Annotated in this window: 8 protein-coding genes and 3 pseudogenes; 3 read left to right on the top strand and 8 right to left on the bottom strand. The window is 67.3% G+C overall.

All coding sequences use genetic code 11. The annotated features are described in order from the left end of the window. Window positions 1-96: 96 nt before the first annotated feature. From ACFXOA_RS27530 to ACFXOA_RS27520, 3 genes and pseudogenes are all read left to right on the top strand, one after another. Window positions 97-255: pseudogene (locus ACFXOA_RS27530) on the top strand (transposase family protein); the annotation flags it as partial. Between the two features lie 232 nt (window positions 256-487). After that, window positions 488-1,555 carry an IS110 family transposase gene (locus ACFXOA_RS27525; protein ID WP_385034018.1) on the top strand — a complete coding sequence of 356 codons (1,068 nt, stop codon included), beginning with the start codon at window positions 488-490 and terminating at the stop codon, window positions 1,553-1,555. 16 nt (window positions 1,556-1,571) lie between these two features. Beyond that, window positions 1,572-1,796 (top strand): annotated as a pseudogene (locus ACFXOA_RS27520) (transposase family protein); the annotation flags it as partial. 96 nt (window positions 1,797-1,892) lie between these two features. On the opposite strand, the pseudogene ACFXOA_RS27515 reads toward ACFXOA_RS27520, so the two are convergent. The 8 genes and pseudogenes from ACFXOA_RS27515 to ACFXOA_RS27480 form a co-directional block, all read right to left on the bottom strand. Further along, a pseudogene (locus ACFXOA_RS27515) lies at window positions 1,893-2,108 on the bottom strand (hypothetical protein); the annotation flags it as partial. A gap of 44 nt (window positions 2,109-2,152) precedes the next feature. Beyond that, complete coding sequence (locus ACFXOA_RS27510) at window positions 2,153-2,557, bottom strand: hypothetical protein (RefSeq protein WP_056791702.1); 405 nt, start codon at window positions 2,555-2,557, stop codon at window positions 2,153-2,155. A 127-nt stretch (window positions 2,558-2,684) separates the two neighbouring features. Further along, window positions 2,685-3,095 (bottom strand): hypothetical protein, encoded by a 411-nt coding sequence (locus ACFXOA_RS27505; protein ID WP_385034015.1) that lies wholly within the window; start codon window positions 3,093-3,095, stop codon window positions 2,685-2,687. 1,029 nt (window positions 3,096-4,124) lie between these two features. Further along, entirely contained in the window at window positions 4,125-4,439 is a 315-nt protein-coding gene (locus tag ACFXOA_RS27500) for a hypothetical protein (protein ID WP_385034012.1), read from the bottom strand. Next, window positions 4,436-8,452: an SAV_2336 N-terminal domain-related protein gene (locus ACFXOA_RS27495; RefSeq protein ID WP_385034009.1), complete on the bottom strand. Its 4,017-nt coding sequence runs from the start codon at window positions 8,450-8,452 to the stop codon at window positions 4,436-4,438. The genes ACFXOA_RS27500 and ACFXOA_RS27495 overlap by 4 nt, the downstream gene beginning before the upstream one ends. After that, window positions 8,449-9,516, bottom strand: a complete 1,068-nt coding sequence (locus ACFXOA_RS27490) for an AAA family ATPase (RefSeq protein ID WP_385034006.1) — start codon at window positions 9,514-9,516, stop codon at window positions 8,449-8,451. The genes ACFXOA_RS27495 and ACFXOA_RS27490 overlap by 4 nt, the downstream gene beginning before the upstream one ends. A 25-nt stretch (window positions 9,517-9,541) precedes the next feature. Beyond that, window positions 9,542-11,461, bottom strand: a complete 1,920-nt coding sequence (locus ACFXOA_RS27485) for a hypothetical protein (protein WP_385034003.1) — start codon at window positions 11,459-11,461, stop codon at window positions 9,542-9,544. After that, on the bottom strand, window positions 11,458-12,660 hold the full coding sequence (locus ACFXOA_RS27480; protein WP_385034000.1) for a hypothetical protein: 1,203 nt from the start codon (window positions 12,658-12,660) through the stop codon (window positions 11,458-11,460). Before ACFXOA_RS27480 ends, ACFXOA_RS27485 begins: the two co-directional genes overlap by 4 nt. Window positions 12,661-12,915: the final 255 nt, after the last annotated feature.

Below are 12,915 nucleotides of genomic sequence, written 5' to 3'. Positions count from 1 at the left end.
GCCGAACACGAAGCCGCCCACTACGCGGCCCAACCCCCGGCGTCACTCCAGAAAACCAGCTAACTCACTCTCCATAAAACCCGGGGCTTGACAAAGAAGCACCACGGAATGAACGTGCAAGTCCTCGCGGATCCCGCCGGCCGTCTGATCTGGGCCTCGGACGCGCTGCCCGGATCCGTGCACGATCTGACCGCGGCTCGAGCCCACGGCATTCCCGCCGCTCTCGCCGCCGACGCCATCAGGTGCTGGGCGGACAGTGATGATGGCTGATGGCGTCACCGACAGATCTGTCCCTTGTGCTGACTGACCGGAACCTCGTGTCCTTGCCTTGATCCGTCGTTCTGCCGGTGGCGCCATCCCACGTGGCCGGCCAAAGGCATCGTGACTTCATAGGGGCTTGTGCGAGAAGACCCGTCACTGTCGTGTCCGTCTGCCTCGCCCGGCGCGTGTTGCCCTGTCAGCACGACGAGAAGGCCGCACCTTGAGCATGATCGACCAGCAGCCCGAGAACGAAGTCTTCGCCGGTGTCGACACCCACACCGACACTCACCACGCCGCCATCGTGGACCCCCTCGGACGCCCCATCGCCGACCGAGAGTTCCCCACGACCACCCAGGGATACCGCTCCCTGCTGACGTGGCTCATGACGTTCGGCCACGTACAAGCGGTGGGTGTGGAGTGCACCGGCTCGTACGGAGCCGGACTGACTACCGTGCTGAGCGCGGCCGACCTGGTGGTGGTAGAGGTCAACGTCCCCGACCGGGGTACCCGCCACGCCCGCGGCAAATCAGACGCGATCGACGCCTATTCCGCCGCTCGCGCAGCCGCCTCAGGACGAGCCACGGCCACCCCCAAGTCCCACACCGGTGTGGTGGAAGCCCTTCGTCAACTGCGTGTGACCCGCGCTTCCGCGGTCAAGGCCAGAACCCAAGCGATCAACCAACTCATCGGCCTGCGGGTAACAGCTCCCGAACCTCTGCGCGCAGCACTCACCGGTCTCACCCGCACTGCCCTGGTCAACTGCTGTCTTCGGATGCGGCCAGGAGCCGATCTCACCTCTCCCGCGGACGCCGCCCGCTATGCGTTACGGCAACTGGCGCGCCGCATCCGCATACTCACCGAGGAGATCGACGAGGTCACCGAGCACCTGGCAAGGCTCACCGCGGTTGCCGGGCCTGATCTCGTCGCGCTGTTCGGCGTGGGTACGGAGACCGCCGGGCAGCTCTTGGTCACGGCCGGCGACAACCCCGAACGCCTGCGCACCGAGGCCGCGTTCGCAGCTCTGTGCGGCGCAGCTCCGGTTCCGGCTTCCTCCGGACGCACCGACCGACATCGGCTCAGTCGAGGCGGAGACCGCCAGGCCAACCGCGCGCTCCACATGATCACAGTGGTGCGGATGCGCTACTGCCCCCGCACTCGCGCCTACGTTGCGCGCCGCACACAGCAGGGACTGACCAAGAAGGACATCATCCGTTGCCTCAAACGCTTCATCGCCCGCGAGGTCTACCACGCGCTCACCCGCACTCACACCGGCAGCACTACTTCGACGACTTGACTTCTATAGGAGCATCAAGGCGTATCAGGGCGCAGGTCCTGCTGTCCGCGTTCCGTTCCGGGGCAGGAATCTGCGCGGCTGGCGCCGTCGCCACAACCGCGATCACGCCAAGATCCGCAGCCTCGGCGAACGTGCCATGGCCACCCTCAAATGCTGGCGGCTCCTGCGGAAGCTCCGCTGCAACACCACCCGGATCACCGCCGTCGTCCGAGCCGTCGTTGCCCTCGAACTCGCCTCCTGATCAAGATGGAAAAGGCTCAGTGTCACCGGTTTCTGACGGTTGAACCGGGGGATGGGCCGAGGAGCGCACCACAGCAGTCGCGGAGGAAGCACACGACTATTTTGTGCCAAGGGCGGCTTCGAGCCAGCGCACGGACCAGATGAAGATGCCCGCGAGGTGGAGTGCCGCCTGGTAGATCGTGGCGGTCTTGTGGCATCGGGTGGCCAGACTGCGCCACTGTTTGAGCTTGTTGATGCACCGCTCGACTGTGTTGCGCTGTTTGTAGGCAGGCATCCTGCAACAACTTCCGTCAGCGATGTCGGACAAGGGGCGTGAGGTGCCCGTGGGGGTGGCAGATGGAACAGGCTCGTTCCCACTCAGCCCTGCGTACGAAGCGATTCGAAGAAATCATCGATCTCCAAAATTTCCGCATCGCTGAGATGGGGGACGCTCCACTGCATCCTCGCACCGTGCTCCATGAATCCAGAAGGGAGCCCCGTCCTGTAGGTCTCCACGTACTCGGCAGTGTCGCGACGCCAGTAGTAGGTGCCGTCACTGTGAAGGGCGGACCCACCCATCACGCCGAACTTTTTGCCCACGACATCCTCCGTATATCCCATGAGGGCGATGATCACGGGAGCTCTTCTCAGGTATTCCGCTACGCGCGAGCAGTCGTGTACGGGCATCTGTCCGGAGAGTTTCTTGATGCCCTCCGCATTAACGCTGAAGCGGGACTGGCTGGAGATACTGCTGAAAAACCCGAGAGGGGTGACCTGGCGCATGTGACGGCTTCCTGAGCAGGACCGCGTGAGGCGGTGATAGGTATACTTATACCGGTGCGTAAGGGTGCGCACGGCTTTCGTTCCGGACGCGCCCTTACGGGTAATCCTGAGCTGTTTTCGGAGAATTCTACCTCGGGTCGCCCTGGCTCCCCTCAGGCCACTCGCGAACCTTTCCGGTCCGAGGGTGGAGATCTACCTGATGACCGCTCGCGTTTCTCACTTCCACGCCACCCAGAGCCTTGGAGAGTTCACCGGCCGCCTTGCAAGCGCCGTGACAGGTGACCAACTGAATGGGGCCTCCGTTGTAATACGGATTTTCTCTGACCAGTTCGGCGATCTGCTGCGGGTGGGTTATCTTGCCGTCAACGATGAATTCTCCCTGTTCGTTGCCGTGCACAATGACGTCGTGCCCATAGTCGCCCCTGGACCGCAGCAGATTCTGAATCGTGTTCGTATCGTCTCCGATTGCTGTGGCGGTCCTTGTGTAGCGGACGCTTCCGCCGGCCCAGGTGAACGACGAGGCAGGTGGAACCCCCATCACGGTGGCTCCAGCCGCACCACGAGGCGATGCCGCCGCCTTGCGCCACCCGGTCAGTCCTCCGAGTCCCGTGACGGCGAGCTGTTGGGTCAGCTCTTCCCTGACGCCTCGTCACCAATTCAAGATCATCTTGCACGCACGTTGCACAAGGTGATGAAAAACAGCGATGATCAATGGAGGGTCCCGCAAGTGTGTAACAGCAGGTCAGCAGGCATTTAGGAGTGTCGTGCCCCTCATCTCCTAGGGGCACGGCACTCCTGCCGATCAGATGTCCCGGAAGAGACCAGCGAACGCGTTGACCTGCCGCAATGAGTGGCTGATGGCGGCTGACCTGGGCGAATGCCCTTTCAGCTGTTTCACGTTCGTGCCGGTTGATGGGGTCGGAAGTCCCAGGAAAGTCCCAGAGGGCTCCTACTCTTGATGGACGCCCTTTCGGCTTTGTTCAGGGTGGGGCAGCGTGGTGTGGCCTGGATCGTGGAACACGGATGTCGAGTCACTGGTGCTCAGCCGATGCTTTGCGGGATCGTGGGCTCCTGATGATCGACGATGACTCTGCGACTGGCGGCAGCGAGCCGACTGTGCCCTCGGAGCCTCGGACGTCGTACAGCGAGCGGGCGAGGGCGCGGGAGCTGATCGAGCGGCTCGTCGCCGAGGGGCGCGTTCGGATCGCTTCTTCCGGTGACGACGAGGTCACCGAGTGGCGGCGTGTCCTCAACTACGCGAAGCCGCACGGCCTGGAGCCGGAGGGCAAACGCATCGAGAAGGTGCCGTACGGCGGGCCGGGGATGGAGTTGTTCCTTGCGGAGGGCCTCATCCCAATGCGCGGAGTCAACGGCGGAAAGAGGTCGGGGGCTTGGTTCCCGTCCACGCACGACTGGGGAACCTGCATCCTCTCGTGGCCGCGCTCAAAGATGACGAGTGCCGACTGGTCATGCCGTCTGCCCTGCGCCGCAGGTACGAGGTGGGGAAGGACCACTCGTCCTTCTACCCACGCGAGGGCGGAGTGGACATTGCTGTCGACGGCTTCGCTTATACCGTCACCGTCAGGCAGGAGTTCCCGAAGTCAGCGGTTCCCGACCGCTCCGCGCGCCTCGTCGTGGAGCTCGCCCATGGCCTGACCAGACGGCCGGCCGCTGGCGGGATCCGAAGACCCGGACGCTCGAAGAGGCCCTCGGTGTGGTTCTTGGTGAGATCGAGGCACGAGCGGCAGAGGATGTTCGGCGAAGGCAGGACGGGCAGCGGGCTGGCGCGGAACGCGAAGCTCGCTGGCGAGCGGCCGTGGAGGTGGCGAAGGAACAGGCTGTTTGCGAACAGCTTGCCCAGGCGCTGCGCGATTCGCGTCACGCTTCGATGGGAAGGGGACGAACACTCTCCGCCTGCGGGCCGCGGTCGCCCTGGGTGATCCGGAGCTGGACGCGCTGACCGACCTCCAGCCCGCGGAAGCCGGTCATCTGGATGGCGGAGTAGTGGACGAAGACATCACGGCCGTCGTCGACGGCGATGAATCCGTAGCCCTTGTCGTTGCTGAACCATTTGACGGTGCCTTCGAGCGGCGGTGCGAAAGCGGGGTTGCGCAGGAGAAGGCCCCGGGAATCGGCGCTGGCGTCGTCAAAGGTCTGAATACCGATGACAAGCCTGCGGTCGCGGATGCGAGCAGTCAGGTCCCTAAGGCTGATGAACTCCGGCGCTTTGGGGATTCCTTCGGTGAGCACGGTGGCGAACTCGTTCGTGAGCGTCAACCGCGACCGCTTGGGGTTCTGGGGTGCGGTGATCAGGGACCAGTGCCCATGGACGGATCGGGAGTTCAGCAACGACCGTATTCTGTCCGCGTCGGCAAAGCAGGCGTCGATGATGAGGACCTTGAACCGGGCGGGGCTGTCCTCCATCAGCGAGACCAGACGCCGGAGGGACAGGGCGGTGAGATCGGGCCGGTCGCGATGGGAATAGGAAAAGGCGAGAAAGACGCCGTGGGGTGTTTCCAGCACATGCCCTGTGAAGTGGACGAGAAGAGTGTGCTCGGCCTGTTGGGAGAGGTTCTCCAGCGAACCGACGAGAGGCTCTGGGGAGTGCTGGTTCCAGAAGAGCGACACGTTGGCATCGTCGAACGGACCGGACTCCTGAGCCTGTCCCAACGCGCGCGCCAACGCGAGGGCCTGCTCCGCGGAGTTGGGCCGGTCTGGGAACTGCTCGTATCTGTCGGCTCCGATCAGCACGGCGCGTGAACGCGCTGGATCGAGCACGACGCGGCTCGAAACGGACTCTGGGGTCCGGGAGGCCGTCTGCGACGAAGACGGGATCCTTGTGGCGTGGAGCCGGTTCTCCCTGTCACCTGTGCTTCGGTACACCATGCCGATCACAGCGCCTTGCAGGTCGACAACTGTTGCCCCAAACAAAAGCACGGGGTCCGCCGCCGCTGACTCCAGTACGAAGTTGTCGCCCCGTACGGATACGACCCGGTAGCGGGCCAGAGCCGGAGGCGTGGATCCAGGAGTGCGGTCCCGCGTGAATCCCACGACCAGGACCCAGTCCCCCCGTGTCGGTGAGGGAGCGGAGGGCAGGGGTGGCTCCTGCGGGGGGCGCCCGGGTCCTACGTTCGTCAGCACGGCCAGCGGCGAATGCGTCTCAGCCGTCAGTTGGGCATGCCACGTGCGCGGGTCCTCCCATGGGCGCCCTTCGAGGCGTAGGAGGGGGGCGAGAGTACCCGCTGGGAGCAGAGCGGCCGGCATTACTACCTGCCCGCCTGCAAGAAGGATTCCCGAGCCCAGCTCCTCACGGTTCAAGCTGATCCTCACCAGCCGTTCGCCGGCGGCTCGGGCCAAGCTACGGATTTGGGGGGAGCGCGTGTCGTTGTGGAATGCCGCTGCGTTCCGGAGGAGCCAGGACACCTCGCGCAGACCTCGCTCCCGAGCGGTCTGGGTCAGGACGTCAAGTGAGTTCGTGTCGGCGAATCGGGCCAGCACCGGCCAGAGTTCGTCGGGTGGGGAGAAGTCCGGGCGGTCCCGTCGGTCGGCCCACTCCACGAAGTCGTCGAGCACGTAGTAATCCCCTCCGCGCGACGCCGTGGCCATCACCGACCGGCCTTCGGGCACCGCTGCACAGGCGTATCCCAGCGCTGCCGAATGCCAGTTGTGCGGAGCGGTGTCCCAGCTGGAGCCGGAGGACCGATAAATCAGTGTCGCCGCCTCCAGCAGTTGGCGCGACATCGCGGCCGTGTGTCCCAGGCGCCGGATGTCCAGCGCCGCCAGGAGCAGTGTTTTGGCGAAGGGCGGAGCGTTGTGGACGCGTGCGAGGGTTTCCGACTCCGCGGTCAGCGAATACACCCGTATCAAATTGAGCCGGTCTAGGGCAAATTGAAAGGACTCGGCTTCCTTCGAGTGGTCCGTTCGCAACGCATGGAAGTCCTCGGGTCTGAGTTCGCTCAGCACCAGCATGGGGCTCAGCGCGGACGTCAGATTGATGAGCTCGTTGGTTGTCGTGGGCGACCGACGGTCGGAGGCCAGCAGGAAGGAGCGGAGGTCGGGCACGACCACGGCCGTCCGAGGGTGCAGCCGTTCTCTCGCACCGACCAGTTCGTCCGGTGACTGCGGGGTCCACAGTGTCCAGTCGTCCGGCAGGGCGGTCACCGCGCGGGCGATGGCCGTCGTCTTCCCCGACCCCGCATCGCCCAGCAGCACCGTGAACGAGCTGAGCCCCCGCTGCGCCCGAGCCAGTACTTGTTGCAACTGTTCGTCCACGTAGCGGTCGACGAGTTCGGGTATAGGCTGGAGCCCTGGCGGGGGATCCGAGACCCAGCTTCCCGCACCCTCCCGAGCCGCGAACGGCATCGCCTCCGGTACGAGTCCCCGTTCACCGGTGCTGTCTCCACCCCCGCGCCCGGCGAGGAAGTCGCCGCCGCTGGCCGCGCCGTACTCGCTGATCCCCGTGCCCATCTCGCGCCGCACCAGTTGCTGCACGGAGGTGATGGCGTCCCGGCGCTGGCCGCCCAGTAGTGCTTCCCGGACCCCGGGGCGGAAGTCGAAGGGGATGCGGTCGGGGTCGGCCGCTGCCTCCTGGCCCCAGGGGGCGAAGAGGCCACCGAGAGCGACCTCCGCCAGGTGGCCGTGCTCCGTCTCGGGGAGCATCGTCTGGCGGACGAGGTTCATGACCGGGAGGCTTAAGGGCACGGCGGACAGATATCCGGCCAGTCGTTGGGCAAGGGGGGACGCACCTGCCCTGAAGCGGCGCAGTACGTCGGTGACCTCCTCCCGGGCGGGAGCCAGGGGCTCGGCCCGCAGCGGCGCTGGCGACGACGGCGTGCGGGGGAGCGCCAGGCACGGCACCCGCGTCCACTGGCCGCTGCCCGCCACCAGCTTCGCCAGGAGCAGCACGGACGTCGGTTCGGCCTCCACCACCGGGATCGCGAGGACCTGAGGGGTGGGCCGCAGCCGCATGCTCCTGCGGCGGCTCCGTGCCGGCGCACCCACCCGCCACGACGTGTTGGGCGAGGCCGGACTCACCGAACGCAACGACAGGGACCGCGGACGCACCGCGCCACGGTCCCAGAGCCGGCGCGGCAGGACGTTGAGGAGCGCCACCGGGCCGTGGGATGCCCACTGCCGCAGCATGCGCTCGACGTCCGCCTCGGCCCAGCCGCTCGCCACTGTGTCCGTGACGACGATGACCAAACGGTGCCCCGACGGGTCGGACACCTCTTGCACGCTGCGCCGCTCACCGTCAGGTGTACGGGCCACGGACAGCGGCTCGGCGGCGTCCGGGTCGGTGCCGAGCAGGTGCCAGGTGCGTACGTCGCGGAAGATGCCTGTCTGCACGAACACCCGCCGCAGTTCACCGACCAGGCCGTGCCAGAGCAGCATCGAGTGGTGGGCGTCCACCACGAGGGCCAGGTCCAGCCAGCGTCCCCTGCGCGGCCGCAGCACCGGAGTCGGAAGGCGCTGCTCGATGGTCCTGCGGACCGTCAGTTCCTCGTCGAGTTCGCAATCGGCCGGGTTCCCGCCCGAGGTGTCCTTCGAACGGCCCAGGGGGCGCAGCGCCCGCATCACCGCCAGCGCATCCCGGACGGACGAAGCTCGGCGGACGCGGACCAGTTCGACGCCTTGCCGCGCCGGGCCGGGCGCGTCCGTGACGTCGCCCGCGGTGTAGAACTCCTCCTCCGGCGCCCGGTCTGCTTCCTCGGGGCCCTCGGCCGAGTACTCGGTCAGCGGCGTGGCCTCGGACTCGTCGAGGACGTCCTGAGCGGACCCTGCGTCCAGACCCGCGGCGCCACCGACGCGCGCCGCCAGCCAGAGGATGTCCGCCAGCTCCTCGGGTCCGGCGTTCGCGCCGGACTCCTCCAGTGCCCGCAGCAGCCGCTCGATCACGCCAACGGGCCCGTCAGCCGTTGCAGTACGGCGTCCAGGAAGTCATTGCGCTCGCCCGCCCCCGACCACGCGCCGCTCAGCCGCAGCTGGACGGCGTTGAGCAGCTGGTCCGTCGCCAGGTCGCCCTCCGTACGGCGCTCGATGAAGTCGGTGATGAGGTCCTGGTAGCGGTCTTCCCGGGTCGTGTCGTCGAGCCTCAGCCGCTGCCGGACGATCTGCTTCAGCTTCTTCTCGTGCGGCGGCTCGACGTGGAGGCGGATGCAGCGGCGCAGGAAGGGCGGCGGGAAGTCGCGCTCGCCGTTGCTGGTCAGCACGACGACGGGGAACGCGCTGCACTGGACCCGCCCGCGGTCGATCCCGGCACGTAGCTCGGGATCATCCTGCGTGCCCACCCTGACCCATGGCTGGCGGGTGGCGATCCGCGCCAGTTCCGGGATCTCGAAGAAACCCTCCTCGAACACGGTGAGCAGGTCGCTGGGCAGGTCGATGTCGCTCTTGTCGATCTCGTCGACAAGCAACACCCGGGGGCGCTCCTGTGGCAGCAGCGCCGTGCCGAGCGGGCCGAGACGCAGGTACGGCGCGATGGCGCTGCCCGGGGAGGGACGCCCGCCCGGCTGCCGCCGGGGCGGCGCGCCTCGGCCGGCCTTCAGATGGCGCAGGTTCGCATCGTGCAGACGCCCGATCGCGTCGTACTGGTAGAGCGCGTCCCGCAGGGAACTGCGGCTGGTCACCGGCCAGTGCAGGACCGGTCCGAGTTTCAGATCGGCCGCGATGCTGTGCGCCAGCGTCGACTTGCCGACTCCGGGCTTGCCGGTGACGAGGAGCGGGCGGCGCAGGTACAGGGCCGTGTTCACGGCGTCAATCTCCGCGTCGTCCGGTACGTATCCGTCGCCGCGTACCCAGGTCTCGGTCCAGGCCGGTCCGGCGGTGCCGGGCGGGGCGTACTCCGGGTCGGGGGCACCCTTGAACTCCCGCCACGGCGGCCGGTTCTCGTCGAGCCGGGCGCGCTTCTCCGCGACCGAGCCAGTGCCCCGGTAGATCCACCAGTCCTTGACAGTGTTCATCGGACTTCCTCTCCTAGACGACGGTTCACGAGGACAGCGACCGCCTCAAGGGCACCCGATCGGGGTTGTCGTAGAGCAGCGCGAGCGGGTGTTGGTCCACCCGGGCTCGCCTGAGTCCGGTGGGTAGCGATGCCACGTCGAGTGCGTGCGGAGGGTCGGCGTCGAGCGCTGTACGTATGGCCGCGCCGGCTGCCGGGGAGGGGCGACGCCAAACGGCGATCGGGATCCCGCCGTCCACCACGGCTTCCAAGACGTCCATGACCAGATCCTCGGTCACCTCGGCCAGCACGCAGACCGGTGACGCGTTCAGTTGTAGCTTGTCGGCCAGGTCGCCGGACACATCGCAGTCCGCGATGTCCCGCACGGCGTCCGGATGCAGGCCGCCATGTGTCTCGTACCACTGCCACTTGGCGAGCCAGAGTTCGAGATCCTCGCGTTCCTCGGGGCAGCGCAGCACTACCTCGTAGCGGCAGCCGAGCTGGACGGCCCGCTCACGGCGGCCTCTGCGCGCGGGGTGCGACACCGTCCAGGTCTCGAACGGCACCTCCAACAGGTCGAACGGAACGTGGAACTCGATCCGCGCCGGCTTCGCCGGTTCCGTCAGGAGGTGAAGGGTGAGCGCCTTCCGCACGCCTTCCAGGTCCATGGGGTCCGGAAAGTCGCCCACGTAGTCCCAGCGCTCCTGGAACGACCAGAGTTGCAGTCGGTAGGAGCCCTCGTCGTCCTCGGTCAACCGCACGTGCAGCGCGGGGGACTCGACCGGAGGAGAGGGCGGCACCGGGACGGGGTCCGCGCTGAGGCGTTCACGCGTACGCTCCACCCATCCGTTCGCCGCCACGACCCAGGGAGAGGGCGCGGCACGGGATGCCAGGTGCTTGACGAACGGCAGAGCGAGCGGAACGGCGCGGCTGGTGCCCTGCCGGTCGTCCAGATCACGCACGATCTCCACCAAGTCCGACGACGGCAACTTGTGGTCCATCGGCGGAACGCAGCCCGTCACCTCGAAGGCCCAGCGGTACGCCGCATAGGTGTCACGGGGCAACTCCGTGCTCTCGGAAATCAGTTGCCCCAGCTCCGTCCAGGCGACCTGGTCGAGGACGAGGCCACCAGTCGGCCTGCTCGTCGTACCACCGTCCGCCCAGGTGTCCCCGTGGAGAGAAGAACCGTCCCAGCCCAGGGCGATGTCGAACTGCGGATGCTGCCAGGCCGTGCCGTTCGCTCGCATCACGGTGAAGTCGGCCTGCACGTGCCGGGCGATGTCGGATAGGCCGAGTGTCGCCTGTTCGAGCGTTCGGCCCTCCAGACGTCTGAGGAGGGTATCCGTGAACTGGCCCGCCTGGACGGTGTTCTTCGCGGTCTCACCGGGCCGGGACGCGTAGAGCGTGAACTGCATGCGCCTGGTGGGGGCGCCCACCGGGTAGTTCACCTGGGAGAACTTCCCTTTAAGTCGTGCGATGTCCAGCCGGCAGGCATCACCCACGGTGACGGTACGGCGGAAGCGGCCACCAGCGATCTCGTCGGACTTCCACCGGCGCAGAGCCGAGCTGAGATTGAGGTGAGCGAAGAGACCAGCCGTGGCGTCGGCGTACGGCAGCAGCAGATCGTGGCGACGGTCCAGGAAGCCGTGTCCGGCCCAGTAGATCCACAGCAGGTCACCGTCGCACTGGGCGAGGTCCGTGAAGAGCGCATCCTCGACGTTCTTCTGTGTCGCGGGTTTGGCCTCCCCCTCGACCCAGGTGCCGGCCAGGGGCGACAACAGCAGACGTACGTTGCTCTTCGGTACACCCGCGGTGCCGGTGAGCCAGTCGGCGAAGCGGACGGCGTCGCCGGCCGGGCCGGAGAGGTTCAGCCGGGTGTCGATCTCGTAGGACTCGACACCCACCACGAGCGCGAAGGTCCGTTCCGGTGTGATCTGCGGCTCGGCGGCTGGGGAGCCGTCCGTCACCGCAGTGCCTCGGCGATCCGCTCGAAGACCGGAGGGAGCTTCCAGTAGGCGCTGTGCGAGACGGGGAATGGCATTCCGCTGCGCACCTCATGGTCGACAACCCGGCCGTCGCCCGGGAAGACCGGTTCGGCGAGGTAGGAGAGGACATCCCGACGGTCGTAGATGTTGAGCCACTGAGGGAAGTCGGAGGGCAGCCGGTCACCAGGCTCCAGTCCGGCCAGGGCACCGAGTTCGTGCAGGAAGGGTGCCTGGGAGCCGACCGTCACCAACAGGCGCACAGACAAGGGAGGCTGGCGTCGGGCAGCCAGAGCGAGGGTGTCCACGAGGGCGATACCGCCGAGGCTGTGGCCGATGACGACCGGAGGCTCCGGGCTGTCGCCGATCACCCGCTCCAGATGGGCGCGCAGATGCTCACCGCGCGCCTGGTAGCGCAGGATGTCACCGATCTCGGATGCCTTCTCGGAGGTGACCTCACCCCGCTTACGGTCCAGAAAGGACTGGGTGGCCACGCGCTGTGCCAATCGGGACAGGACGCCCGCCGTGCGCGTCACCACGCCCCGGGCAGTCCCGCCTAGCCGCTCGCTCAGCACGTCGACGAGCCGGTCCCGTTCCGCGTCGGTGCACAGGGCGGTGTCGCGGGCCTCGGCGAGCATCACGGCCACCAGAGCCCGGCCCGCGTGGACCCTGAGTTCGGCGGCGGTCGCGTCGTCCTCGGCGACGAAGCACGCGGCGTGGAACTCGTCGGAGCGCTCCACCGTCCACAGGGCGTTCCGGTAGCCGCCGGCCAGACCGGTCTCCCGCAGTAGTACGGCGAGTTCGTCGTCCGGTGCCGGGACGGCGGGCAGGGCGCGCAGGGCATCGCCCACGTTCTCACCGGGCGACTGCGTTCCCAGCAGCCCGAATCCGTCGTCTTCGGCCTCGGTGCCGAGTTCGGCCAGAACCCTCAGCTCGCACAGCGGGTCGGCGAGGAGCAGCAGCCACTCTGCGGTCTCGGGATCCTCCTCCGGCCCTGGCGCGGGCCTCGTGCCGGGAACCGACGCGCCACCCGCGCTGAGTTCCGCACCGAACTCCGCTCCCCAGTAGCAGCGTTCGACCTCGGCCTCCGGGAATTCCTTCAGCAGCCCGGCCTCGACCAGCGCGAACAGTTCCTCGAACCGTTCCCGGCGGACACCGGTCCCATGGACAAAGACGAACCTCATGCGCCCCCCGACCTCCGACGTGCCTGTGCCACAGTGAGAATAGTCCGTCGACGCAGTTGGGGGAGGCGGTGTGGCGAACCCGCCTGACTGCGTGTCACGTTCAGACGGTTATTCCCAAGGTGAAGCTCAGAAGGCAGCCAGCGGAAGCAGGCGCGAAGGTCGGCGGGGACGACGACACCTCTCCATCCTGCCCCGGCCCGCCTCCGCCCGAGAGCAGAGACCGGGAAGGCCGATAGCCCCTGGTCTTCGTGGGGA

The sequence above is a fragment of the Streptomyces sp. NPDC059166 genome (genome assembly GCF_042755185.1).
Classification (GTDB): domain Bacteria; phylum Actinomycetota; class Actinomycetes; order Streptomycetales; family Streptomycetaceae; genus Streptomyces.
This window is presented reverse-complemented; position numbering and strand designations above follow the sequence as displayed.